Here is a 26,677-nt window from a genome sequence, read left to right as displayed (position 1 = left end):
GGAATATAGTTGCTCATAAAATGTCCTTCTACTGCTGTCAGAAGGAGACATAACCGTATCACTAATATATGAAAGAGTAAATATCAACTGTGCGAAAGTAAATTCCACTGGGGAATATGGGAGCGGAATTTAAAATTTCATTTTAGGTAATTTTTTCGTAAGAAGTCGAAATATTGTAAAATATATAAAAAAATGTTATACTTAATTTTGTAAATAGACAAACAGTAGGCGGTGTGGAAGGTGTTTGAACGGGGAAAACTGGATTCATTGGAATCATATTTTAAGCGAAGCTCAGAACGCGGTCATAAAACTGTATATTTCTGCCGTCTGGCTTCCTGGAATCAACAGACGGGGGAGTTTTTGGCGCGCTTCCGGGCGGAAGTAAATAAAAATGGAGTTTACATAAAAAGTAAGATTCCGAATCCTGATGAGCGCCAGCTGGCATTCTTTGATGAGATGGCCGGGTTGGATTTCAGGATGGATATGGAATTTATGAAGAGCAGTTTAAAGAGCTGGCTGCCACGGCTTACAGATGGTCAGCGTACAGGCCTTGCAGAAGCCATGTTCGAGATTTTATCAGAGCTGCAGAGGGCCGGTAAGAACCAGGCGATGCTGCGAAATGCCTATATTAAATTTATGTGTTGGTTTTACTATAAGTTTGAACGAATTTTAAATCGCACGGGAATGGATGAAGTTCCTAAGATTCTGTATGAAGGTGATATCAGCGCATATGAACTCAAACTTATGCGGATTTTGTCAGGCACAGGCTGCGATGTCCTTCTCGTTGAGAAAAACGGCGACGGAGAGTATACAAAACAGGATCCGTCTTCGGCGTATTCCCAAAAGATTGATCTTGCGGACGGAGGTGCGTTCCCGCCGGAAAATACGGCGGGTCCTGCTCCGACTCCTTTGCAGAGAAGAGAACCGGTCAGAGTGAATATTAATATTCATACAGGTGCCGCAGAAAGCACGGCCAGAAGTCAGAATACCACAGTGGGTACAGGCGCGGCAGGTACGTCCTCTGCTCCGCTTCGAATTAAAGTCGGACCGAGAGAGGAAAATAAAGAAGAAAAGACAGACAGAACAGACCGAACACAGGGAGTACGGGCTTCTGATTTTACATCGTTGTATCCGCCGCCTGCGGGGATGATGGGGACGAACAGCTGGCTTACAGGTGATCCATGGCAGGATTCATTAAAAAAAGAAGCGGCCAGAGGGGACAAAAAAGACGTATATTACAACATGTTTGTAAGCATATATGGAGCGGAAGAAAAGGGGACGTACCTATCCAGGCTCCTTCGATGGAAAATGAAGCTGGAAGCAAACGGCAGGAGGCTGATTCTGATTGAAAAACAGATCCTTATGCCATCGGTAGAAGAGGTGCAGAAGGTTCGGAGAGGGAATTATCCGAATGTAAAGGCAATGATAGCGGATATTCTTTCAAATGTTAGTTTTCCATCCTGCAGAGAGCTGGAAAAACTGGTCAAAAAAGCGTTCGTGGAGCTGATAGCAGAAGAGGCAGGCAATGTTCAGAAGGTGATGAACAGAGCTGTCTGTATGATTGTATGGCTGAGACGGTATATTCCTCAGATGTTCCCCGACTGGAGGCTTCACGAATATCCGGTCTTCCTGTACTATGGAACATGCAGGAATGAAAATGAAGCGTTGTTTCTCCGCCTGCTGTCCAGAATACCGGCAGATGTATTTTTGATCTGCCCTGATTTGGAGCTGGCGGAACGGACAGAGAACAAGCTGCACGATCAGGTGCTTTTCAGCAAAGCATTTGAAGAATCACTGCCCATGGGATCTTTTCCGGATAAGCTGGAAGAAGTGACATTTCATACGGCAGCTTACAATGCGGAACGGGATCTGGATACGGCGATGTACCAGGACAGCGGCATATACAGGAATCACCAGTTTAAGCAGGCGATCCCTGTTATCCTGCAGACTACATATGAAGAAATCGGGATTTTATGGAAGCAGGAGGCAAAATACAGGCCTAATTTTGAAGTGCTGGCTGACCGGGTGATGGTTCCGGTTATCTTTTCAAAAATTTCAGGTGTAAAAGACGGCAATAAGGTCCGATACTGGCAGGACGCGGCAAGATTTACGGAAGATGGAGCATTTTTAATCGACCATCTTCCATATATAACAGCAGAGACGCCGAATCCCATCAAGCCTCATGTAACGTCGTTTTTGAAAAACGGAAAACTTCTTACAGAGAAAATCATCCACCATCCATCATATCAGTACGGATTTATACGGGAAGATATGCAGCGGTTTATCTTTGACAAAATACAGCAGATGCTGGACTCCAAAATTATTACAGGCACGTTTTCAAGAGGTGTGGAATACACCATACTGGCAACGGCGCTTAATATGGATAAAAGCCTTCTGCGTATTCTTCAGAAATATGATTTTACGAAGAACATACCTAAGATGGTACTGATCAATACAAATGAAGGGCTGTGCAGCCTGGAGGACAGTATATTAACGATGCTGTTAAGCCTCCTTGGCTTCGACGTTCTGCTTTTGATTCCAACAGGATATCAGAGCGTGGAGCGGTTCTTCTCATCTCCTGTCTTTACGGAACATCAGGTGGGAGAATACATTTATGACATGAGTGTGCCGAATCTGAATGATTTGGCAACGGCAGGCCACGTAGAGGGAATCATCAGTAAGCTTTGGAGCAGAAGGAAGTAGAGAGGAGAAATGGCAAATGGGAATTAATTTCAGCGGACAGACGGCAACAGCCGGAGCAGGAGCGGGAACAGCTCCTTCAGGAGGCGAGATGGTTGTACAGGAGTACAACATTCAGGCCGACAGGGAGAGAATGGCGGCTGAACTGGCCAATTCAAAGGAGATCGACGAAATCGTCAGCACGATTGTGGTCAATGACCCGGAAACAATCGTAAATTTTGGCGGAGAAGCTGCAGAGGAGATCGCAAGATGTTCCGACACGGTTTTAAACAGCATGGATATGAGCCAGATTAACCAGTCAGGCCAGATGCTCACGGTTCTTGGCTCCATTATGGACAAGTTTAATATCGACGAGCTGAGAGAAGAGGAGAAAAAGCCGGGGCTGTTTAAAAAAATATTCGGAAATGTTACAAAGCAGCTGGATCAGATTCTGGCAAAATATCATACGATGGGGGATGAGGTGGACAAGATTTACGTTCAGCTCAAACAGTATGAGTCGGAAATTAAGCAGTCGAATAAAAAGCTGGAGGATATGTTCCAGGTTAATGTGAAATATTATCACGAACTCGTGAAGTATATTATGGCCGGAGAGCAGGGAATCCGTGAGCTGGACGCATATATTGCGCAGAGGCGGCAGGAACTGGAGCAGAGCGGGGATAATTCGATTCAGTTCGAGCTGACCAGCCTGGATCAGGCAAAAATGATGCTGGAACAGAGAGTACAGGACCTTAGAATTGCAGAAAATGTGGCCCTTCAGTCAGTTCCTATGTTAAAAACCATGGAATTCAGCAATCTGAACCTGGTAAGAAAGATTAATTCCGCATTTATCATAACGCTGCCGATCTTTAAACAGGCGCTCTCCCAGGCAATCCTGCTTAAGCGTCAGAAGATTCAGGCGGAGGCCATGGCAGCTCTGGATGCCAAGACGAATGAGATGCTGATCAAAAACGCCCAGAATACGGTGGAACAGTCGAAGCAGACGGCGGCTCTGGCCAGCGGAAGTTCCGTTAAGATTGAGACTCTCGAAACGACGTGGAGAACCATTATGAATGGAATCGAAGAGACAAAGCAGATTCAGGAAAATGCCAGAAAACAGAGAGAAGACGATAAGGTGCGTCTCGACGCAATCAAAGCTGACTTTGAAAAACAGTATATGCATAAAAAATAGTATCAGCCAGCGGATGGCCTGAGTACGGCTAAAGCTGAGAAATATATAAAAGGAGAGAACACTATGCCAATCAGTTTACAGAAGGGACAGAAAGTCGATTTAACAAAAGGAAGAGCAGGTCTTAAAAATCTGATGGTTGGTCTTGGCTGGGATGTCAACCAGTATGACAGCGGTTATGATTTTGACCTGGATGCGGCGGCATTTCTGCTTGGAGCCAGTGGAAAAGTGCGTAAGCAGGAAGATTTTATTTTCTACGGGAATCTTCAGCATGACAGCGAGTCCGTGCTGCATATGGGCGATAACCTGACAGGAGAAGGCGAAGGTGACGACGAGCAGATTCAGATTGATCTGAGCAAAGTTCCGGCAGATGTTATGAAAATCGCATTTACTGTTACGATTTATGACGCGGATGTGAGACGGCAGAATTTTGGCCAGGTTGCAAATGCGTTTATCAGAATTGTGGATGAAGTGTCAGGGGAAGAACTGATCCGCTACGATTTGGGAGAAGATTTCTCCATAGAGACAGCGGTTGTTGTCGGTGAATTATACAGACATAACGGTGAGTGGAAATTCAACGCAGTAGGAAGCGGATATCAGGGCGGCCTTGCGGCACTCTGCGATAATTATGGAATTGAAGTAGCTTAAAAGAAAGGACAGGAGGTCATTATGCCGGTTAGTTTGAAAAAAGGTCAGAAAGTGAGTCTGACGAAGGGAAATCCGGGACTTAAGAATATTATGGTAGGGCTTGGATGGGACGTGAACCAGTACGATACAGGAGGCGCATTCGACCTGGATTCTGCAGCATTCCTGGTAGGGGATGACGGCCATGTGACCCGTCAGGAGGACTTTGTATTCTATGGCAATCTGCTCCATCCGAGCGGAGCCGTGGAGCACATGGGCGATAACCGCACAGGAGAGGGAGAAGGCGACGACGAGCAGATTCGAGTAGACTTATCTGCCGTGCCTGCCAACATCTCTAAAATTGTTTTCACCGTTACGATTTATGAGTCGGAAAACAGCAATCAGAATTTCGGCCAGGTAAATAACGCGTTTATACGTATTGTTAACATAGACAGCGGGGAAGAAATTCTGAGATATGATCTGGGAGAAGATTTTTCCATAGAAACGGCAGCTGTATTCGGAGAGCTGTATAAGAATAACGGCGAATGGAAATTCAACGCGATCGGAAGCGGATATCAGGGGGGGCTGGCGGCCCTCTGCGCAAGCTACGGAATCGATACAGAATAAAAAATAGTGACGCGCCGTGAAAGCGCGGAACTATTTGCTACGGCTTGACCGTAAGGTCAAGGCGGTTCCCGCGTGTTTTTATGGAGCGAGGACCGAGCGAAATAAAAAAAGAGAGGAAAACGATATGTCAGTTAGTTTACAAAAGGGACAAAAAGTCAGCCTGACGAAAGATAATGCAACTTTGAACCGTGTAATCATCGGTCTTGGCTGGGACCAGGCAAAGCAGTCCAAGGGACTTCTGGGAGGTCTGTTTGGGGGTAAGACAGCGGAGATCGACTGTGATGCATCCGCAATTCTCCTTCAGGGAGGCAAGCTGCATAATAAGAATGATGTGGTTTATTTCGGCAATCTCAGACATGGCAGCGGAGCCGTCCAGCATATGGGCGACAACCTGACGGGAGCCGGGGAAGGCGATGACGAGCAGATTACAGTTGATCTGTCAGCGATTCCCCAGCAGTATGACAGAATCGTTCTGGTAGTTAATATCTACCAGGCAGTTCAGAGACATCAGGATTTCGGTATGATTGAAAATGCGTTCATTCGTATTGTAGATGCGCGGACGAATGCAGAAATGTGCAGATATAATCTGAGTGAGAATTACAGCGGCATGACTGCCATGATTTTTGGAGAAGTTTACCGTCATAACAACGAATGGAAGTTTAGCGCTGTTGGCCAGGCTACGAAAGATCCGGGCCTTGGCGAGCTGATCCAGAGATACGTCTGACCACAGTAGGACTGATTCATATGAGGGGGATGTAAATAAAGGAAAAGGGGGCAGCCCTGAACCGGATTTTAGTGACATGGCAACTGATTTGGAACGAAATCTGGTTCGGGGCGTGTCCGATTTGACTTTTGCACCCCCCTCATATAGATTTCCGGAGGAGAATTTATGAAGATTACAGGATTGACCGATAAACAGGTGGAAGAATCAAAGGCAAAATACGGCGATAACCGGATGACGGAACAGCAGGGAGAAGGATTCTTCAGCAAACTGAAGGATAATTTTGGCGATCCAATGATAAAAATATTATGTGTGGCCCTGGTAATTAACATTATTTTTGCATTCCTGGGACAGACAGAGTGGTATGAATCGGCAGGAATTGCCATTGCGGTCATACTGGCGACATTTGTTTCAACATACTCGGAATACAGCAATGAAAACGCCTTTCAGAAGCTGCAGGAGGAAGCCTCCAGAATTTACTGCAAAGTATATAGAAATGGGGAAATCAGCGAGATATCCATTAATGATCTCGTAGTAGGAGACTGTGTGCTCCTTCAGACCGGCGACAAAATTCCGGCGGATGGAGTTCTGATCGACGGACGCCTGAAGGTGGATCAGTCTGTGTTGAATGGGGAAAGCAAGGAAGCGACGAAGGAAGTCATGCCGGCAGATTATATCGACGAAGACTCCTCTATGGACTTCCTGAACAGATATAAAGTGTTTAGAGGAGCAGTTGTCTGTTCCGGCAATGCGGTCATGGAGATCGTAACGGTAGGTGACAAATCAGTCTACGGGCAGATTGCTAGCGAGCTGCAGGGAGAAGAGGACAGAGAATCCCCTCTGAAGGTAAAACTTGGAAAACTGGCGGAGAGTATCAGCAAGTTCGGATATATCGGCGGCGTTGCGATCGCAGCTGCATTCATGTTTCAGCGCGTTGTCGTTCACAACCAGTTTGACCTTCAGCTGATGGCTGCTTATTTCTCAAACTGGATGACGGTAATTAACGATCTGGTGGAAGCTGTTATGCTGGCCGTAATCATTATCGTTATGGCGGTGCCGGAAGGCTTCCGCTCATGATCGCTCTCGTATCTGCTCTGAACATGAGAAAGATGCTAAGGGACAACGTCCTGGTAAGAAAAATCGTCGGCATTGAGACGGCAGGAAGTCTGAATATCCTGTTCAGCGATAAGACAGGGACGATTACAAAGGGACAGCTGGAGGCCGTTACTTTTGTAGACGGAGAGGTCAGGGAATATAAGAGCTGCAGCGATGTTATAGGCGAAATTGGAAAGCTGCTTTCTCTCAGCATTCACCACAACACGGATGCGGTTATTACGGGGGAAGGCAGGAAAATGAAAATTATCGGAGGAAATGCGACGGAGCGGGCAATTCTATCTTACGCCGCCAGCACTTCCGTAGATTTAAGCGTAGCGAAGATCAGTTCGATTCCATTTAACAGTGCCAATAAATATTCTGCGTCCTATATAGAAGGGGAGTACAATCTGACTCTGATCAAGGGAGCACCTGAAAAGATTATCGACCGATGCAGAACGTGCTATGATTCAGATGGAAAAGTAATTCCACTTGATAAAAGGGAAGAGCTAGAAAAGAAAATAAGCAGCCTTGCAGAACGCGCCATCCGTGTGCTGGCATTTGCTGTATCCAGTCAGAAAATCGAAGGAGATGTGCTGCCGGACGGAGAATGGACACTTGTAGGTATCATCGGGATCAGAGATGAAGTCAGGCCGGAATCCATTACAGCAATCCGTGAGGTTCAGGGAGCAGGCGTCCAGGTTGTCATGATAACGGGTGACAGAAAGGATACGGCTGTAGCGATTGCAAAAGAGGCTGGAATTATTCAGCAGGAAAGCGACATCGTACTAACTTCAGAAGAACTCGGAAAGTTGTCTGACGATGAAGTCAGGGATAAGATGAATTCCATCCGTGTGGTTGCGAGAGCTCTGCCAAGCGATAAGAGCAGACTTGTCCGGATTGCTCAGGAGATGAACCTCGTAGTAGGCATGACGGGAGACGGTGTCAATGACTCCCCGGCTCTTAAGAAAGCTGACGTTGGATTTGCCATGGGAGGCGGAACGGAAGTGGCTAAGGAAGCGGGAGATATCGTCATTCTGGATGATAATTTTAATTCTATCAAGCAGGCGATTCTTTACGGCCGTACGATTTTTAACAGCATCCGCAAGTTTATCATTTTCCAGCTTACGATAAATGTCAGCGCCGTTATGATATCCTTTGTATCTCCTCTTCTTGGAAAGGAGAATCCGCTGTCTATCGTACAGATTCTGTGGGTGAACCTGGTCATGGATACGCTGGCAGCCCTGGCATTCGGCGGTGAGCCTGCACTGGAGCGTTTCATGAAGGAGAAGCCGAAGCGCCGCGATGAGAATATCATCAGCCGTTCCATGAGGACATCCATTGAAACAGGCGGTCTCTGGACATTTGCCATGAGTATGGTATTTTTGATGACGCCGCTTGTTGTTCCGTATTTCAGGGCGGATGAGAACGCAAAGTACCTAATGACAGGGTACTTTACCTTCTATATATTTATGGCTGCATTTAACGCTTTCAATGCGCGTACGGATCAGCTGAATCTGTTCGACAATATCGGAAAGAACCATGGATTCTGGAGAATCATTCTGCTGATTATCGTGGTTCAGGTGCTGATGGCAGACTTTGGCGGCGATGTATTGCGCTGTTACGGACTTGCACCGAAAGAATGGGTGATCGTTACAGTGCTGGCCTTTACTATTATTCCGGTCGATCTGATCAGAAAGCTGATCGTAGGAAAGAAAGAGGATCAGGAATAACGGAAGAACAGCTGATAATAATTACTTTATTATTTGGAATTATATGAACGGGGGAATGATACTGCCGGACTGCGGTTCGGCAGCTGAAGCCTCCGTTTTTATATTTTACAGGATCGTCTACTTTGAAAAACAAGAAAGACTGCAGGTGACAGAATATGGTTTTATTTGTATCGGATTTGGACAATACACTGATCTATTCCTATAAAAAAGAAATTGGAAGCAGGGTCCTGGTGGAAGAGAAGGATGGGAAAAATCTGTCTTACATGACGGAGGAAGCCAGTCAAATGTTGAGCACACTTTCCGATCAGGTGAGGTTTGTGCCGGTAACAACACGGTCTATGGAACAATATGGCCGTATACGGTTTCCTGAACATATACGAACGGGAAAACGGATGCCCGAATATGCCCTTGTAAGCAACGGCGGGATTCTTCTCCATAATGGAGAGATAGACAGACAGTGGCTGGCGGAGTCTATGGCAGTCAAAAAGGAAGCAGAAGAAGAGATGAAAAGGGGAATGGATATCCTGGAACATACAAGGGACAGAAATCTGGACGTGAGGCTGGTAGACGGACTGTTCGTCTTTACAAAAGTAAAGAATCCGGAACAGGTGCTGGGGCAGATGGATACGGCCCTTGATACGAAACAGGTATCGTTGTTTTCTAATGGAGAAAAGGTTTACATTTTTCCAAAGAAAATGAGTAAGGCGTGGGCAGTCAGGAAACTGAAAGAGAGGCTTTGCCCAGATTTAACGGCGGCAGCCGGAGACAGCCTGTTTGATATCGGAATGCTGGAAGAAGCAGATCTTTCATTTTACCCGAAAGAGCTTCATGGAATGATCCGGAAGAATAAGGGACGAAAAGACTGTGAAACCAGTAGGGATTCCTTTTTATCAAATGTAGTGTTACAATATTTAAAGGACTGTTTTTAGGAACAGCCAGTTTATATGATAGGAGAAAGTCAGGAGAACGATTGACATGGAATATAAAAGCAGGGGCGGTCAGAAACGAGACTGGGAAAAGGAAAAGCTGGCATATGGAGTGGGGCCGCTTATGTATACGCCGGCCATACAGGAGTCGGCCGCAGAAGGCGTGATCGAAAGGAAGTACGGAGGCTCTTATTCGCTCTGCTTCTGTCTGGAGGATTCGATCCGGGATGAGGCAGTGGGACAGGCGGAAAAACAGCTGGAGAAAACACTGGGTGAAATCTGTGAAGCATGGAGAGCCGGACAGATCAAAAATGAAGAACTGCCGCTGATATTTGTCCGTGTACGGACACCGGGTCAGCTGGAACAGTTGGGAGGGAAATTCCTTGCATACAGTGATATTCTTGCAGGATACGTCTTCCCTAAGTTTTCGGTATCGGGAGGAAGAGATTATATCGGGATTATGAAGCGGCTTAATGAAAAAAACGGCAGAAAGATGTATATGATGCCGATTCTGGAGAGCGGGGACATCATTGACATGAGAACCAGGAAGAAAAATCTGTATGCGGTCAAGGATATGCTGGATGAAGCAGGAGATATGGTCCTGAATGTACGTGTCGGAGGAAATGATTTCTGCAGTTACTTTGGAGTACGCCGCCGCATGGATGAAAGTATTTATGATGTCCGGGCCGTATCAAAGATACTTACGGATATTTTGACCGTATTTTCGAGAGATTATGTGGTTTCGGGTCCTGTATGGGAATACTTTGCAGGAGACAGAGAGCTGTGGAAAAAAGGGCTGGAAAGAGAAATCAGAATGGACCTACTGAACGGCTTTATAGGAAAGACTGTAATCCATCCCAATCAGATTCCGGTCGTTAACAGCTGCATGCGCGTACGGAAGGCTGATTATCAGGATGCCCTGTCAATACTTGACTGGGAGGGAGATTCTCTGGGAGTAGCCAAGAATAACGGGGGCGAGAGGATGAACGAGAAGAAGACTCATACGACATGGGCGAAAAAGGTTCTGAAGCTGGCAGAAATTTATGGAGTGAATGACGATGAGAATATATGAAGAACAGGAATTGATGAAAATCGCAAAGAGGGATAATAACACGAAGCGGTCATACCTTCTTGTAAATCCTCTTCAGGGAAAGCATATTCCGGTGCAGCCGTCCCGATGTATCCATATGGTTCAAGAGCTGGCAGGGAAAGTTTCAGACACTTATGCGGGAGAAAGGCTGCTTTTAATCGGATTTGCAGAAACAGCTACGGCCATAGGAGCGATAATTGCAGAAAACTGCCCGGAAGTTATGTTTTATATGCATACGACGCGAGAACAGGTGGAAGGCAGTTCGAACTTCCTTTATTTTTCAGAGATCCACAGTCATGCGACCGAGCAGCGGCTGGCAACAGAGAAATTAGATGAAATGATCCGCCTCGCAGACAGAATTGTATTTGCAGAAGACGAGGTGACAACAGGCAATACCATATGGAATCTGATTCAGTGTATGAGAGAGAGGTACGAAGCGGATTCGGAAAGTGACTCAGAGCGCGGTTCAGGAGGAGGCAGGGAGCGAAAACTGGCCTTTGGAATCGTCTCCGTTCTGAATGGCATGGATGAGAGCAATTCGGAAAAATTTGACCGGGCGGGGATTAAACGCCTGTTTTTAAAGAAAATAAGCGGCCGAGATTTCACAGCGGAGCTGGAACGTTATGATTTTAAAGGAGAAAAAGAGGATTTTTCCAGGGATATGGAAGAAGAAAAAAGCTGCCGGAAGAAGGGAGAAAGGATCATCTATTCGGCGCCGGGAAGGTGTGAGCCGCGCTTGGGGGTAGAACCGGTTCCATATCTGAAGGCAAGCAGAAATTTGGCACATTTTTGTATCTGGCTGGCGGAAAAAGAACCAGGATGGGATTGGTCAGGCAAACGGGCCCTTTTTCTTGGTACGGAGGAATTTATGTATCCGGCTTTGAAAACAGCTCAGTATGTGGAAGAGGAATGCAGCTGCGATGTGCGTTTCCATGCAACAACTAGGAGTCCGATTCTTCCGGATGCAGAAGAAGGTTATCCTCTCCAGTCGAGAGCAGAATTAAAGAGCGTTTACGATGGAGAAAGGACAACTTATATTTATAATCTGGATTCTTACGACGTAGTTTTTCTTATGAGCGATACGAGAAATTATACGGCACAGGGAATAGAGAGCCTTACATCAGCTCTGGAAGCCGCTGGAAACTCGAAAATTTATATAGTCAGATGGAGTGAATAGGTGAGAAGCACATACAGAATTGAAGACGTGATTATTTTACTGAAGGATATCACAGGGCTGGTGAAGCCCCTTCCGACAGAGGAGAGAGAAAAAAAGATACAGAGCGGAACGCACTACTGCGAAATGCTGCCTTTAGAGTATGAGCCGTCTCCTGGATATATGGAGGCGTATAAGATTGCGCTTAAGAACTATGCGGGAGAAACGGCAGCCGCAGCCGCGGCGGCGGCAGAGAAAATTCTGAGGAAAAAGGGGAGGGAGGCAGTCCTTGTCTCACTGGCGAGAGCCGGAACGTCTGCTGGTGTTCTGATGAAGCACTATCTGTGGAATAAATATAAAATCTGCCTGCCTCATTATACCATTTCCATTATACGGGGAAAGGGCATTGACAGGAATGCCATGAAGTATCTGCTGGAAAACCACAGGGCAGAGGATCTTCAGTTTGTAGATGGATGGATCGGAAAAGGTGCGATTCTTTCCGTTCTGGAGGAAGCAGTAAAAGAGTATAACGGCGTTTCCCCTGAGCTGGCCGTACTGGCGGACCCGGCGCATATGACGGAACTCTGCGGAACGCATGAAGACATTCTGATTCCAAGCTCGTGCCTGAACAGCGTTGTTTCCGGACTGATGAGCCGAACGTTTTTAAGGGACGATATCATAGGAGAGGATGACTTTCACGGCGCAGCATATTATGGAGAATTAGAAGCAAAGGATGTTACTTATGAATTCATAAACGCCGTGGAGAAAGAATTTATCTATGACACTCATAAAGGAGACAGATGGGAGGAAGGCGCGGAAACGGAATGCAGCAAACTGGAAAGCAGCAGAACGAAAGGGATACGGACAGGGCTGGAGGAGATCAGGGAGATTGCTGAAGACTTCAACGTCACCGATATTAACTTTATTAAGCCGGGTATAGGAGAAACGACAAGAGTGCTTTTGCGGCGCGTACCGTGGAAGATTCTGATAAAGAAAGAAGAGGTGGACGATCCTGTTCTGCGTCATATTTTCAGCCTGGCTCATGAAAAAGGGGTTGAGGTGGTACCATATGGGCTGAAAAATTATAAGGCATGCGGAATCATACGGAAGTGTTCTGATGTATAAGAATGATAACCAAGTATGAACCGAAGGGAGAGCAGATATAGAGAACATGTTATCTATATCTGCTCTCCCTTCTATTGTTTGGGACTACCGTTTGATGGCCGTACAGTTTTAGTACTGACGCAATGAGGGTGCTGCAAAAGTCGAATCAGCGGCAACGCTATATTCTTTTTGCAACACCCTCATTGATTTCATATTTATTTTTGATACTGCATTGCGGCCGAAGCATCCAGAATTCCTCCTGTGACGATATTGCCGGTTAGAGTTTCCAGCTTCCTGGAAGAATTTAATATGGCATTTTTTACGTCCAGAATGGTCCAGTCAGGATGTGAAGAATAGAGCATCGCGGCAACTCCGGTAACCATAGGAGCCGCCATGGAGGTCCCGCTCATCACGCCATAGCCATTGGGGACGGTGCTGACAATAAAGGAACCGGGAGCGGCAATATCCACGGTAACAGGACCGAAATTGGAACTTTCGTCCAGACTTCCATCGAACAGCAGGTTCGCTACGGATATGATGTTGTCGTAAGGAAGTGCCGCCGGATATACGGGATTGACGTCAAGGCTGTAGCCGATGTCGTTCGTATCGCCGTTGCCGGCAGCTACGATAAAGAGCATTTTGGAATTCTTTATTACCTCATTTAATTCCGGATAGGAAGTCAGAGTGCCGGAACTTAAATTGCAGATCGAGGCGCCGTTGGCTTCTGCATATTTTATCGCATTGATAATCATTTCCGGCTTGCCGGTGCCGGAAGCTGTTCCCAGGGCCTTCACCGGCATGATTTTTACGTATGAGTTATCTGTAATCCCTACAATTCCGCCGTTTTCGCGGCTGGCTGCAATAGTTCCGGCCACATGAGTGCCGTGATCATCCTCCTCGCCTACGTAAACCTGATTGTTATTATGAAAGAAATTCCAGCCGTTTACATCGTCTACATATCCATTGCCGTCGTTATCGATTCCGTCGCCGGGAATTTCGTCCGTATTGGTCCAGATGGCATTTTTCAGGTCAGGATGGCTGATATCAATACCCGTATCAATGACAGCTACAATAACTTCGCGTTTCGTCTGTATTTGTTTATACTGGTCCCAGGCCGGGAGTATGTTGATATCAATTCCGGCTACAGAATCCGTGGTAATTCGTTCATACGTATCCGGACCATTGTGGCGCGGCAGGCCGATTAAGCCGCTGGGATCAATAACATTTCTGTATTTTTGGCTGATATCAGAAAAACGCTTCCTGATTTCAATCATGCGGAGATCACCGTAATTTTTGAATCCCCATTGGTAAGCTGCATATTCATCTGATGGAGAAAGATTATCCAGTCCGGGGCCAATATCAAACGTATGGAATTCGTCTTCGGAGGAAGCGGTGCTGGAGGATGAAAACCCCTCAGGTGCAGACGTTTCAGACGCGTCTGCCGTATCCGGTCTGCCTGGAAATGGGCAGGTGAAAACGAGCGCTGCAGCTGTGGCCGAAGCAAGAAAGAGGGAAAGTTTATTTTTGTACATATATGTACCTCCTCAATGAACAGTTTATCATGTCTGCAATACAGCCATGACATGAAATCAAAACACTAGGCTCGAAAGTACCTCGCCAAGTGCTCCTAGTATACGCCAATCTCTAAACTCGTGGAAGACCTCGTTAAGAGAATGGGTATGACTCGCACTAAGCTCGAAAGTACCTCGCCAAGTGCTCCTAGTATACCACAAAAAGTGGAAAATGAATTGAAAATTGTGTGAAAAATATTTACGATTTCTTTATCAGGTGCTTACATTACAGAGTTGTGAGTAATATGGGAATATGGTATAATGAGCATATAGCTCATTATACTGGCGCATTCTGTTTCTGCGTACACCGCAGAAAGCAGAGCGCATAAAAACAGCGAATGCTGATATCCGGGAAGCGGATATCATAATGAGCGTATAGCGGGCATATATAGTATTTCGGAAACGTACTTGAACAAATCAGACAATTGAGGTGACTGCTTATGGAAGAAGGCCGGTTCCGCAATAAAATATACTGGTTTACATTTCTCTTCAGCGTTCTCGTTGTCTGGGTGCATTCAGCTAATGCGGAGATTTATCTTGGCTGGACAGACGAGGCCTATCTTTTGTATGCGTTTGAAAATTTCATCGGCAATGTCGTTGCGCAGGTGGCGGTGCCGGGCTTTTTTATGATTTCATCCTATCTTTTTTACCGCAATTTTTCCTGGGACAAATTAAAAATAAAGTGGTATTCCAGAATCAGGACTGTGCTGGTTCCTTTTATTGTATGGAATTTTCTTTATTATATGGGCTATGTGATTGCAAGCAGGATCACTGGGCTGAAAGACGTAGTGGGGAAGGGAATCGTTCCATTTAATCTGATGGCTGCCGGCGATGCAATTCTCAATTACACGTATAATTATGTATTCTGGTATCTGTATCAGCTGATCCTTTTAATCCTCCTGGCGCCGTTCATTTATCTGGTGATCAGAAACAGGTACACGGCTGCGGCTGCCGGTATAGCAGTGCTGCTGGCTATAAACTGCGGCTATCGTCTGATGTATCTGAATCTGGACGCCCTTTTGTATTACGGAATCGCAGCGTACTTTGCCGTTCATGGAAAACGGGCGGCGGAAGGAGAATGGAGCGGCCGGAGAATGGCGGTCGGCGCCGTGATGGCAGCTGCAGGAGTCACCAGCCTGATGTTGTCTGCAGGTGGAGTACGGGTTGTGTTTGTAGTGATGTTCCGCCTGCTGATTCCACTCTCTCTGTGGCTGATGGTAAGTGAAAAGAAGCTCCTCAAGGCCAGGGGATGGATGAAAAACAATTTTTTCCTGTATGCCGTTCACTTTGCCTTTGTACGCCTGATTAATAAAACAGGGGCAGCAGTTCTCCCTCATGTGATCGAAGTTCCGCTGACCCTGTATCTTTTGATGCCAATTATATGTATTGTTATCAGCAGCTTGCTGTCCGCTGCAATAAAAAAAATTTCACCGCCTGTCTGGACCCTTCTTACCGGAGGGAGAACGGCTTAGTCCTCCCAGGGACGGATACGGTATGTTACTCCAAGATCGTCGCAGATTTTTTGACAGGCCTCTTCCTCCGCTTTCGTAAGCGTAGTGGAAACCGTTGTTAAAACTACATGAGGAACATATTTCCTCGCTTCTTTTGCGAAATCAAGCATGGCCTGAAAGCTTTCTGCTCCGAATCGGCTCCGAGTAAGTTCCAGATAGCGGTCCGCATTTGGCGTATTCAGGCTTATGCTGACGGTATCTATTTTGTCTTTTAGATCAGGAGCGATATCACGTCCATTTACCAGGCTTCCCAGGCCGTTCGTATTGATCCTGGTTTTTATATGGTATGTTTCTTTTACAAAAGCGGCAATTTCCAGAAGATCATCGATCCGTTCCGTCGGCTCACCGAAGCCGCAGAAGACGACCTCCCTGTAACGGCTCATATCAAACTTTTCAAATTCTTTCCGGACCTCTTCAACAGACGGCTCTCTTTCCAGCCACAAACTGCCGGAATGTTCCATTTCATCTCTTGTCTGTCTCAAACAGAATGTGCAGGAGCAGGGGCAGCGGTTCGTCATATTAACATAGAGATTTTCATGTACCTCATACAGTATTGTCATAGCAGATTTTTCCTTTCTTCGCGTTAATGAAGTTCGTGAAGAACTTCTTCAAAACATACCCCATCCGTCATGGGGATGTCAAGTTTTTCGGTTGCAGCAATGCATTTTTGGATAAAATGAGCGGCTTTCGATACGGCGGCTTTTAATTCGGCCCCGTTTACACAGTCAGCAGCTATAATTGCTGAAAAGATATCACCGGTTCCGGAACGGGTGTGACCAACGCGTTTTGTACGCAGGATACATGGCTCTTTTCCACGTTCATAGACGACATTTCCGATATACTGTCCTATGACTACGCCGGAGATGACGATTTTTTCTGCACCTGAGCGGCTGAGCTTATCGGCCATTTCAAATAGTTCCCTGCTTTTCCAACCTTCTGCTTTATAAGGGGTATCGGTTAAAATACAGGCTTCTGTCATGTTTGGAATGAGAACATCTGCAAAAGATATAAGCCCCTTCATGGCTTCGCACATGTCCGGTGTGTATGTGCTGTAAGGTTTCCCGTTGTCGCCCATGACCGGATCAATGATAATAAGCGTATGTTCATCCTGAAAATCCTGTATGAACCGACGTACGATATCCATCTGATGAACGGAACCGAGAAAACCGGTTAAAATTCCGGAAAAATGCAGGTTCAGCTGCTTCCAGTGTGAGATATAAGCTTCCATTTTGTCTGTGTAGTCATCGAAGAAATAGTGGGGAAAGCCTGTATGATTGGAAAATATTGAGGTCGGTACAGGGCAGCACTGAACCTTCAGCTGAGAAATAACAGGGAGTTCGACCGCAAGAGAGCAGCGGCCGAACCCGGAAAAGTCATTGATGACTGCAATTTTTTTCTGATGATTATGGTCTGCATATGCCATAGTTTAAAACCCTTCCTGAAATATATATGGTGAGGGTGCTGCAAAAGGATAATCAGACGTGCCGTGGATACCAGATTTCGTTCCAGGCGGCGGCCACGTCACGAAATCTGGTATTCACGGCAATGATTTTTCGTTTTTTGCAGCATCCTTTCGATAATCAATTAGATATAGTGATAGATATGGACCCGGTTAAAAGCAGCTCCCATGATATAGAACAAAATGATTCCGACGATACCTTCTGAGACAAGGCCGGGAAGTTGGGCAATACCGGCAGCAAGGCTTCCGGAAAGAAGCATCCCTCCAAGGAAATAACCAACGACCATCACCGCGATCCCCACGGCAGAGGCGATAAAGGTCCGGATCGTAAACAGATGGAATACTTCGCCTGTTGGATTGGCAATTTTTCCAATTGCATATCCCATCGTTCCTTTTATAATTAAGGTAGGAATGATCCATTCGCTGTAGCCGCCGAGAAGATCCGCCATAGCGGAGCCAAAGCCACCGATAAAGATTCCATAGGGGCCGCCTAGCAGGCTGCAGCCGAAGAGAATGAAGCCATTTCCAAGATGGGCATATCCGAGAGGAATCGGAACCTTAAAAAACAGGGTTGATATACATACAAGTGCAGCGGCCATAGCGGCCAGACACAGGCGTTTCGTTGACTTATCAGACATATGAGTCCCTCCTTTTATTCACGCTGCCTTAATATTTTATACCTGCATCCTGATGCGGGTATTTGAATTATGTTGAAGGTATCATACAAAAAAACTGGCCTAGTGTAAAATGCCAGTTTGGATATTTTACACCAGGCCAGCTGTAGAAGCGATGCTGTAAACGGCTGTTACGGTTATGACAACACGGTATAGGAGCGCGGACCGCCCCAGTTTCCCGGGGAGGAAGGACAGAATGATAAGGGCGATTGCCACAGGGTAAATCATGCTCAGCAGCGGTACGGAAAAGGCCAGAATCGTATTTAGTCCGGCATTCGATATGATGAGACTGACGACGGCAAATACAGCCAGCCATGATTGATAGCCGAGCCTTGGGAATACGGTGCTGAAATATTCGCTGCAGCAGCAGAGGAGGCCGACACATACGTTCAGGCAGGCGATAAAGAATATAAGGCCCAAAATGATAATTCCCGTATTTCCAAACAGATAACGAACTACGAGCGTAAGCGTCTGGGCTCCGTTTTCAGCTTCCGAGAACATACTGCCGGTCAAAGCACCGATATAAGCGGTTCCGGCGTAAACGAGAACCAGCATAAGCCCTGCGATCAGTCCGGCTTTAATCGTCTCCCGCGCGATCTCATTTTTTTCGGTTATGCCCAGAGACTGGATGTTAACGGCAATTACGATACCGAAGTTCAATGCAGCCATGGTATCCATCGTCTGATAGCCGTCGATAAATCCCGTCATGAGGGGGGAAGCGGCATATTTATCCGATGGAATGGCAAAGTCCGTATGAAGTCTTAGGATACAGCCAATAAAAATAACGGCGATCAGAAGCAGCAGGAGAGGCGTCATAAGCTTGCCCAATCGGTCCTTCAGCTTGTCCGGTTTCAGAGCCAGGAAGGATGCCAGCATGAAGAAAAACAGGGAGTATACAGCCTGAAACAGAACATTGCTTCCGCCCGAGGGGATAAATGGGAGCACAGCCATTTCAAAGGACGTACTTGCTGTTCTGGGTATGGCAAGGCATGGGCCTATGCACAGGTAAATAAGCAGGGTAAAGAAAAATGCGAAGCGTGGGTGTACTCGGCTTGCAAGATTCGGGAGTCCGTCAGATTTGGCTACGGCAGCGACTCCGAGAATGGGAAAACAGACGGCGCTGACCAGAAAGCCTGCCATGGCAGCCGGCATATTGCTTCCGGCCTCCATTCCGAGAAACGGAGGAAAAATCAGGTTGCCGGCTCCGAAAAACATGGAAAACAGAGTAAAGCCGATCAGTATCATATGAAATCGTGTTAGCTTATGAGTGTCATGACGCATGTCTGCACGTCCTTTCTGATAAGATGTATATAATTGTTCGGGATGGCGTCCTGGACAATTATGAGTATATTTAGTTTACAACTGAAGAGCATTTTTGACAAGCAGTTATATAACTGCGGTTTATATCAACAATTCCTAGATGGTATACCCGTTTTTCGGAAAAAATAAAAGGGATTGTTGAAAAAAAAAGATAAATAGGATATTATGAATAGAAATACCATTTTGAGCTGGCCTTATATTTGCTGCAGAACAGCGGGGCGCTCTTTAAGAAATGAAAGGGGAGAACGTATATGGAATATCAGATTACCGTGATTCCTGGAGATGGAATCGGCCCGGAGATCGTTAGGGAAGCGAGGAAGGTCCTGGATAAAGTCGGAGAACTGTATGGACATAAATTTCATTATAAAGAGATACTGATGGGAGGCGCTTCGATCGACGTCCATGGCGTTCCTCTCACGGATGAATCCCTCAATACGGCAAAAGAGAGCGATTCCGTCCTTCTGGGGGCGGTCGGCGGAAACGTCGGCAATTCCAGATGGTACGACGTAGCGCCGAACCTGAGACCGGAAGCGGGACTGCTGGCGATCCGAAAGGGATTGGGTTTATTTGCCAATATCCGGCCGGCATGCCTTTATAAAGAGCTGGCGGCGGCCTGCCCGTTAAAAGAAGAGATTATTGGCAGCGGTTTCGATATGGTCATCATGCGTGAACTGACCGGAGGCCTGTATTTCGGAGAAAGGTATACAAAAGAGATCGATGGAGTGGAAACGGCAGTGGACACTCTTACATATAACGAGAAAGAAATCCGCAGAATTGCAGTCAAGGGATTTGAAATTGCAATGAAACGCAGGAAGCATGTGATCAGTGTGGATAAGGCCAATGTTCTCGATTCTTCCAGATTGTGGAGAAAAGTAGTAGAAGACGTGGCGAAAGATTATCCGGAGGTTACGCTGACCCATATGCTGGTTGACAACTGTGCGATGCAGCTGGTCATGAATCCAGGACAGTTTGACGTGATTCTAACCGAGAATATGTTCGGAGACATCCTCTCCGATGAAGCCAGTATGATAACAGGTTCGATCGGAATGCTGCCGAGTGCCAGCCTGAATGAGGGGAAATTCGGTTTGTATGAGCCAAGCCACGGTTCGGCGCCTGATATCGCAGGTAAGGATATTGCCAATCCGATCGCAACCATATTATCAGCAGCCATGATGCTGCGTTATTCCTTTGATCTGGACAGAGAAGCCGATGCCGTGGAAAAAGCGGTGGAACGTGTCCTTTCAGACGGAATCCGCACAGCTGACATCATGTCGGAAGGATGTAAAAAAGCAGGCACTGCAGAGATGGGAGACTGTATATGCAGAGAGCTGGAAAAAAGTCAGGAGGAGATAGATGATGAAAAGTGATGCAGTAAGAGTCGGAATGCAGCAGGCGCCTCACCGTTCCCTGTTTAATGCACTGGGAATGACAGAGGAAGAGATGAAGAAGCCTATGGTCGGCATCGTAAGTTCCTATAATGAGATCGTGCCGGGCCATATGAACCTAGATAAGATCGTAGAAGCCGTTAAACTTGGAGTCGCAATGGCAGGAGGAACGCCGGTCGTATTTCCGGCGATCGCCGTATGTGACGGTATCGCCATGGGACATGTGGGAATGAAGTATTCTCTTGTAACGAGAGATCTGATTGCCGATTCGACGGAGTGCATGGCTACTGCTCATCAGTTTGATGCCCTGGTGATGGTTCCAAACTGTGATAAGAATGTTCCTGGTCTTCTGATGGCAGCCGCCAGAATCAACGTGCCCACCGTATTTGTCAGCGGCGGTCCAATGCTTGCAGGCCGGGTAAAAGGACAGAAGAGAAGCCTTTCCAGCATGTTTGAAGCGGTCGGCTCCTATGAGGCAGGCCTTATGACAGAAGACGATGTGAGAGAATTTGAGGCGAAGGTATGTCCGACATGCGGCTCCTGTTCCGGTATGTATACAGCCAACAGCATGAACTGTCTGACGGAAGTGCTGGGCATGGGATTAAAGGGGAACGGCACGATTCCAGCCGTTTACTCTGAGAGAATTAAGCTGGCAAAGCATGCCGGTATGGCGGTTATGGAGATGTATAAGAAGAACATCCGTCCCCGCGATATTATGACGAAAGAAGCATTTCTCAATGCCATGACGATGGATATGGCTCTGGGATGCAGTACCAACAGCATGCTCCACCTTCCGGCGGTGGCTCATGAGGCAGGAGTGGAACTGAATATGGAGCTGGCGAACGAGATCAGTTCCAGGACTCCGAACCTCTGCCACCTGGCACCGGCAGGTCCGACTTACATAGAAGATCTGAACGAAGCCGGCGGAATTTATGCCGTTATGAAAGAGATCAGCAAGAAGGGGCTTCTGAACCTGGACTGCATGACGGTAACGGGAAAGACGGTGGGAGAAAATATTGAAAACTGTGTAAACCTCAATCCGGAAGTCATCCGCCCAGTAGAAAATCCATACAGTGAAACCGGCGGTATCGCCGTACTGAAGGGAAATCTGGCGCCGGATACTGCTGTCGTAAAGCGATCCGCTGTTGCCCCTGAAATGCTTAAGCATGAGGGACCGGCAAGAGTCTTCGACTGCGAGGAGGATGCGATTGAAGCGATTAAGGGCGGGAAAATTGTGGATGGAGATGTCGTCGTGATCCGGTATGAAGGTCCTAAGGGCGGTCCCGGCATGAGAGAGATGTTAAATCCTACCTCTGCGATCGTTGGCATGGGGCTTGGCTCCAGCGTAGCTTTGATTACGGATGGAAGGTTTTCAGGCGCTTCCAGAGGCGCATCCATCGGACACGTTTCTCCGGAAGCGGCAGTGGGAGGCCCGATTGCACTGGTGGAAGAGGGAGATATAATTTCCATAGATATTAACAATAACAGCCTGAATGTAATGATCTCTGATGAGGAGATGGAAGCCAGAAGGGCAAAATGGCAGCCGAGACAGCCGAAGGTGACGACAGGATATCTGTCCAGATATGCAGCGATGGTAACTTCCGGCAACAGAGGCGCTGTTTTAGAGATTCCGAAAAGATAGAGGGGATTATTTATGGATAAAACATTAACAGGAGCAGAAATAGTAGTTGAATGTCTGAAGGAGCAGGGCGTGGATACGGTATTCGGCTATCCGGGCGGAGCTATTTTAAATATATACGATGCACTTTATAATCACCAGGACGAAATCTGGCATGTTCTGCCGTCTCATGAACAGGGAGCTGCTCATGCGGCAGACGGATATGCCAGGGCTACGGGAAAGGTAGGCGTCTGCCTGGCAACGTCAGGACCAGGTGCCACGAACCTGGTTACAGGTATTGCGACAGCATATATGGATTCCGTTCCTATGGTAGCGATTACCTGCAATGTCGCTACAAGCCTTCTTGGAAAAGACAGCTTTCAGGAGATAGATATTGCCGGAATTACTATGCCTATTACGAAGCACAATTACATTGTAAAAGACGTACAGAATCTGGCGAGGGTAATCCGCCGCGCATTTGTAATTGCAAAAACAGGGCGTCCCGGCCCTGTGCTGGTGGATATTACGAAGGATGTAACATCGAATTCCTGCGTATATTCCTATCATCAGCCGGAAGAAATTCAGAGAAAGACGGATACAATCACGGAAAAAGACCTGGAAAACGCACTCTACATGATCCGTAAAGCAAAACGGCCCTATATCCTTGTGGGAGGAGGCGCCGTAGCGGCAGAAGCATGGGAAGAAGTACGGGCATTTGCTCATAAAATACAGGCGCCTGTTGCGGACAGCCTGATGGGAAAAGGGGTTTTTGACGGAAATGATCCGCTTTATACAGGCATGGTAGGTATGCACGGCACGAAAACATCTAATTTCGGAATTACGGAATGTGACCTCTGATTGTAATGGGCGCCCGGTTTAGTGACCGCGTGACAGGAAATGCAGCCAGATTTGCCAAAAACGCCAAAATCATCCAGTTTGAAGTGGATCCTGCGGAAATCAACAAGAACGTGGATGTAGACGCCAGAGTAATCGGTGATTTAAAGATTATTTTAAGGAAAATGAATGCCAGACTGGATCCAATTGATCATAAGGAATGGCTGGAACATATTCAGAAAATGAAGGAAGCCTATCCGTTAAGCTATCATAAGGATATACTGACCGGACCAGGAGTGATAGAAACGATTGACAAGGTAACGGATGGAGGCGCGATCATTACGACAGAGGTCGGTCAGAACCAGATGTGGGCGGCACAGTATTACAAATACCGCAGCCCTAGAACCCTTCTGACATCAGGCGGTCTGGGTACTATGGGCTACGGCCTCGGTGCTGCAATCGGTGCCAAGATCGGCTGTCCGGATAAACTTGTGTTTAATATTGCGGGCGATGGATGTTTCCGCATGAATATGAATGAGATCGCTACGGCGACCAGATATAAGATTCCGGTTATTCAGATTATTCTGAATAACCATGTGCTGGGTATGGTGCGCCAGTGGCAGGGAATGTTCTATGGAAAGCGTTATTCACATACAATATTGGAAGACAGTGTGGATTTCATAAAAGTGGCAGAGGGACTTGGAGCAAAAGCATTTAAGGTTACTAAAGTGGAAGAGCTGGAGCCGGTCCTGAGAGAGGCAATTGAATTAAAAGAGCCGGTAGTCATTGAATGCGAAATCGGATGTGATGACAAGGTATTCCCGATGGTTTCTCCGGGAGCAGCGATTCAGGATGTCTTTGATGAATCTGATCTGGAAATCTGATGATGTACAAATCCGGCCAGGCAGGCGGGTCATTCTGAGGGGTGATCTGTCTGCAGGACCGGATACTTTTTATTACATAGAGAAGTCCTTTGAACTTTGACTTTACATCTGAGGATAAATGCTGTAGTATTTTAGGAAATATGTTTTATTAGGAAATATGGTTAGGTAGAAACAGGAGGAGAGAAATGAGCAGGATTTACAATTTTTCCGCAGGACCGGCGAATCTGCCAGAGGAAGTGCTGAAAGAAGCAGCCGATGAGATGCTTGATTACAAGGGAAGCGGTATGTCCGTTATGGAAATGAGCCACCGTTCCAAGATGTATGAAGAGATTCATAATGAGGCGCTGGCTGATATCCGGGAACTGATGAACATTCCGGATAATTATAAGGTAATGTTTTTACAGGGCGGAGCGTGGACACAGTTTGCGATGATTCCCATGAACCTTATGAAAAACCGTGTGGCTGATTACATCATTACGGGACAATGGGCTAAAAAGGCTTACGGTGAGGCGAAGCTGTATGGAAAGGCAAATGCCGTCGCTTCCAGCGAAGATAAGATGTTTACATATATTCCGGACTGCTCAGATCTGCCGATTTCACCGGATGCGGATTACGTGTATATCTGCCAGAATAATACGGTCTTTGGAACAGAATATCACACTCTGCCGAATACAAAGGGAAAAACCCTGGTGGCAGATGTATCTTCCTGTTTCCTGTCAGAGCCGATCGACGTGACAAAGTATGGCCTTGTCTATGGCGGTGTACAGAAAAATATCGGTCCGGCAGGAACTGCAATTGTCATCATCCGTGACGATCTGATTACGGACGATGTTTATCCGGGAACACCGACTATGCTTCGCTATAAGACCCATGTGGAAGCGAATTCCCTGTTTAACACGCCGCCGACCTATGGCATTTATATCTGCGGCAAGGTATTCAAATGGCTGAAGAAGAGGGGCGGCCTTCAGGCTATGAAGGATTATAATGAAAAGAAAGCAGCGATCCTTTATGATTACCTCGATCAGAGCCAGATGTTTACGGGGACGGTTGAAAAGAAGGATCGTTCTCTGATGAACGTGCCGTTTGTAACGGGAAATCCGGAACTGGATGCAATGTTTATCAAGGAAGCAAAGGCAATCGGCCTGGAGAACCTGAAAGGATACCGTACCGTTGGAGGTATGAGAGCCAGCATCTATAATGCAATGCCGATGGAAGGCGTGCAGGCTCTGGTAGATTTCATGAGAGATTTTGAAAAGAAAAACGGCTGATTGGAAGAGGGGTAAATAATTATGAAAAAGATTCATTGCTTAAATGCTATTTCCAGCTATGGCACAGACATGTTGACTGAGGAATACAGCATGACTGACAACATGGAAGAGGCAGAAGGGATACTTGTAAGAAGCGCCGTCATGCATGAGATGGAACTGCCGGAATGTCTTCAGGCGATTGCGAGAGCAGGAGCAGGAGTAAATAATATCCCTCTTGAAAAGTGCGCGGAATCAGGAATCGTTGTATTCAATACGCCGGGCGCCAACGCCAACGGAGTGAAAGAACTCGTGATTACAGGCCTTCTTCTGGCGGCCCGCGATGTTGTAGGCGGTATCGAATGGTGTCAGTCCGTTAAGGATGATCCGGATATTACAAAGACCGTAGAAAAAGGAAAAAAAGCTTTTGCCGGTTCGGAGATTAAGGGAAAGAAACTGGGGGTTATCGGACTGGGGGCAATCGGAGCGGAGGTTGCTAATGCCGCAGCTTCTCTTGGAATGGAAGTGTACGGCTATGATCCATATATTTCCGTAAACGCGGCCTGGGGGTTGTCACGTTCCGTTAAACATATTACGGCAGTCGATAAGATTTATCATGAATGTGATTATATTACCGTTCACGTTCCCCTTCTTGACAGCACAAGGGGGATGATTAATAAGACCACGATTTCAGAGATGAAAGACGGCGTCGTAATCCTGAACTTTGCCAGAGATCTCCTTGTAAATGATGATGATATGGCGGAGGCTCTGAATTCCGGAAAGGTTCACAAATACGTTACGGATTTTCCAAATTCCAAGTCTGCTAATATGGCAGGTGCGATTGTAATCCCTCATCTGGGAGCTTCTACGGAAGAGTCTGAGGACAACTGTGCAAAGATGGCAGTAAAGGAATTGATGAATTATCTGGAGAATGGAAATATCAAGAACTCTGTAAACTTCCCGAACTGCGATATGGGCGTACCGAAGGGACCATGCCGTCTGGCAGTTCTTCACCGCAATATCCCGAATATGATCGGCCAGGTTACAGGAACTCTTGCTTCTGAAAATATCAATATCACGGATATGACGAACAAGAGCCGTGACAAGTACGCATATACCCTTCTGGATCTGGAACAGAAAGCAGAAGGCGAAGTGGTAGAGCGCCTCAAGGGGATTAAGGGAGTGCTCAGAGTACGCGTACTGTAATAGGTCAGCAGATATAGGAATAGAAACAGGGAGGCG

The 26,677-nt window shown here is 46.7% G+C and carries 21 protein-coding genes and 1 pseudogene; 17 read left to right on the top strand and 5 right to left on the bottom strand.

Translation table 11 applies throughout. The annotated features are described in order from the left end of the window. Window positions 1-240 precede the first annotated feature (240 nt). The 11 genes from DXA13_RS16985 to DXA13_RS16940 all read left to right on the top strand — a co-directional run bounded on the left by DXA13_RS16985 (window position 241) and on the right by DXA13_RS16940 (window position 12,956). Window positions 241-2,703 (top strand): YceG family protein, encoded by a 2,463-nt coding sequence (locus DXA13_RS16985; protein WP_181995724.1) that lies wholly within the window; start codon window positions 241-243, stop codon window positions 2,701-2,703. A gap of 16 nt (window positions 2,704-2,719) precedes the next feature. Beyond that, complete coding sequence (locus DXA13_RS16980; RefSeq protein ID WP_118246267.1) at window positions 2,720-3,868, top strand: toxic anion resistance protein; 1,149 nt, start codon at window positions 2,720-2,722, stop codon at window positions 3,866-3,868. A gap of 63 nt (window positions 3,869-3,931) precedes the next feature. Beyond that, window positions 3,932-4,513 (top strand): TerD family protein, encoded by a 582-nt coding sequence (locus DXA13_RS16975; RefSeq protein WP_118246266.1) that lies wholly within the window; start codon window positions 3,932-3,934, stop codon window positions 4,511-4,513. Window positions 4,514-4,534: 21 nt separating this feature from the next. Continuing rightward, window positions 4,535-5,116: a TerD family protein gene (locus DXA13_RS16970; RefSeq protein WP_118246265.1), complete on the top strand. Its 582-nt coding sequence runs from the start codon at window positions 4,535-4,537 to the stop codon at window positions 5,114-5,116. Between the two features lie 124 nt (window positions 5,117-5,240). Then, window positions 5,241-5,840, top strand: coding sequence for a TerD family protein (locus DXA13_RS16965; protein ID WP_118246264.1), 600 nt, complete (start codon window positions 5,241-5,243; stop codon window positions 5,838-5,840). A 165-nt stretch (window positions 5,841-6,005) separates the two neighbouring features. Next, a complete protein-coding gene (locus DXA13_RS23270; protein WP_347559901.1) occupies window positions 6,006-6,914 on the top strand; it encodes an HAD-IC family P-type ATPase in 909 nt (302 codons plus the stop codon). Then, complete coding sequence (locus DXA13_RS16960; RefSeq protein ID WP_347559900.1) at window positions 6,911-8,662, top strand: cation-translocating P-type ATPase; 1,752 nt, start codon at window positions 6,911-6,913, stop codon at window positions 8,660-8,662. Before DXA13_RS23270 ends, DXA13_RS16960 begins: the two co-directional genes overlap by 4 nt. 155 nt (window positions 8,663-8,817) lie before the next feature. Continuing rightward, complete coding sequence (locus tag DXA13_RS16955; RefSeq protein ID WP_118246263.1) at window positions 8,818-9,591, top strand: HAD hydrolase family protein; 774 nt, start codon at window positions 8,818-8,820, stop codon at window positions 9,589-9,591. 46 nt (window positions 9,592-9,637) lie between these two features. Then, on the top strand, window positions 9,638-10,660 hold the full coding sequence (locus DXA13_RS16950; RefSeq protein WP_118246262.1) for an HpcH/HpaI aldolase/citrate lyase family protein: 1,023 nt from the start codon (window positions 9,638-9,640) through the stop codon (window positions 10,658-10,660). Beyond that, window positions 10,647-11,855 (top strand): phosphoribosyltransferase domain-containing protein, encoded by a 1,209-nt coding sequence (locus DXA13_RS16945; protein WP_181995723.1) that lies wholly within the window; start codon window positions 10,647-10,649, stop codon window positions 11,853-11,855. The genes DXA13_RS16950 and DXA13_RS16945 overlap by 14 nt, the downstream gene beginning before the upstream one ends. Continuing rightward, on the top strand, window positions 11,856-12,956 hold the full coding sequence (locus tag DXA13_RS16940) for a cysteine protease StiP family protein (RefSeq protein ID WP_118246259.1): 1,101 nt from the start codon (window positions 11,856-11,858) through the stop codon (window positions 12,954-12,956). A 194-nt stretch (window positions 12,957-13,150) separates the two neighbouring features. Here DXA13_RS16940 and DXA13_RS16935 read toward each other — a convergent pair whose 3' ends face one another. Then, window positions 13,151-14,467: a S8 family peptidase gene (locus tag DXA13_RS16935; RefSeq protein WP_118246257.1), complete on the bottom strand. Its 1,317-nt coding sequence runs from the start codon at window positions 14,465-14,467 to the stop codon at window positions 13,151-13,153. Between the two features lie 479 nt (window positions 14,468-14,946). On the opposite strand from DXA13_RS16935, the gene DXA13_RS16930 reads away from it, so the two are divergent. Beyond that, window positions 14,947-15,978 carry an acyltransferase family protein gene (locus DXA13_RS16930; protein ID WP_118246255.1) on the top strand — a complete coding sequence of 344 codons (1,032 nt, stop codon included), beginning with the start codon at window positions 14,947-14,949 and terminating at the stop codon, window positions 15,976-15,978. Here the strand turns inward: DXA13_RS16930 and DXA13_RS16925 are convergent. From DXA13_RS16925 to brnQ, 4 genes are all read right to left on the bottom strand, one after another. Next, complete coding sequence (locus DXA13_RS16925) at window positions 15,975-16,577, bottom strand: TIGR04100 family radical SAM protein (protein WP_118246253.1); 603 nt, start codon at window positions 16,575-16,577, stop codon at window positions 15,975-15,977. The genes DXA13_RS16930 and DXA13_RS16925 overlap by 4 nt on opposite strands. A gap of 23 nt (window positions 16,578-16,600) precedes the next feature. Further along, the gene (locus tag DXA13_RS16920; protein WP_118246251.1) at window positions 16,601-17,440 is read right to left on the bottom strand and encodes a pyridoxamine kinase; all 840 of its coding nucleotides are present in this window, start codon (window positions 17,438-17,440) and stop codon (window positions 16,601-16,603) included. 161 nt (window positions 17,441-17,601) lie between these two features. Further along, the gene (locus DXA13_RS16915; RefSeq protein WP_118246249.1) at window positions 17,602-18,114 is read right to left on the bottom strand and encodes an ECF transporter S component; all 513 of its coding nucleotides are present in this window, start codon (window positions 18,112-18,114) and stop codon (window positions 17,602-17,604) included. Window positions 18,115-18,240: 126 nt separating this feature from the next. Then, on the bottom strand, window positions 18,241-19,431 hold the full coding sequence (brnQ, locus tag DXA13_RS16910; protein ID WP_118246247.1) for a branched-chain amino acid transport system II carrier protein: 1,191 nt from the start codon (window positions 19,429-19,431) through the stop codon (window positions 18,241-18,243). A 290-nt stretch (window positions 19,432-19,721) separates the two neighbouring features. Between brnQ and leuB the strand changes: the two genes are divergently transcribed. The 5 genes and pseudogenes from leuB (at window position 19,722) to DXA13_RS16885 (ending at window position 26,641) form a co-directional block, all read left to right on the top strand. Next, entirely contained in the window at window positions 19,722-20,837 is a 1,116-nt protein-coding gene (gene leuB, locus DXA13_RS16905) for a 3-isopropylmalate dehydrogenase (RefSeq protein WP_118246245.1), read from the top strand. Then, window positions 20,827-22,497: a dihydroxy-acid dehydratase gene (gene ilvD, locus DXA13_RS16900; protein ID WP_118246269.1), complete on the top strand. Its 1,671-nt coding sequence runs from the start codon at window positions 20,827-20,829 to the stop codon at window positions 22,495-22,497. The genes leuB and ilvD overlap by 11 nt, the downstream gene beginning before the upstream one ends. Before the next feature lie 12 nt (window positions 22,498-22,509). After that, a pseudogene (gene ilvB / locus DXA13_RS16895) lies at window positions 22,510-24,191 on the top strand (biosynthetic-type acetolactate synthase large subunit). A 185-nt stretch (window positions 24,192-24,376) separates the two neighbouring features. Continuing rightward, window positions 24,377-25,459: a 3-phosphoserine/phosphohydroxythreonine transaminase gene (gene serC, locus DXA13_RS16890; RefSeq protein WP_118246243.1), complete on the top strand. Its 1,083-nt coding sequence runs from the start codon at window positions 24,377-24,379 to the stop codon at window positions 25,457-25,459. A 21-nt stretch (window positions 25,460-25,480) separates the two neighbouring features. Continuing rightward, window positions 25,481-26,641, top strand: a complete 1,161-nt coding sequence (locus DXA13_RS16885) for a phosphoglycerate dehydrogenase (RefSeq protein ID WP_118246241.1) — start codon at window positions 25,481-25,483, stop codon at window positions 26,639-26,641. Window positions 26,642-26,677: the final 36 nt, after the last annotated feature.

It is taken from the genome of Clostridium sp. AM58-1XD, assembly GCF_003464085.1.
GTDB lineage: Bacteria > Bacillota > Clostridia > Lachnospirales > Lachnospiraceae > Lachnoclostridium_A.
The sequence above is the reverse complement of the archived record's forward strand: the minus strand, read 5'-3'. Positions and strand labels throughout refer to the sequence as shown.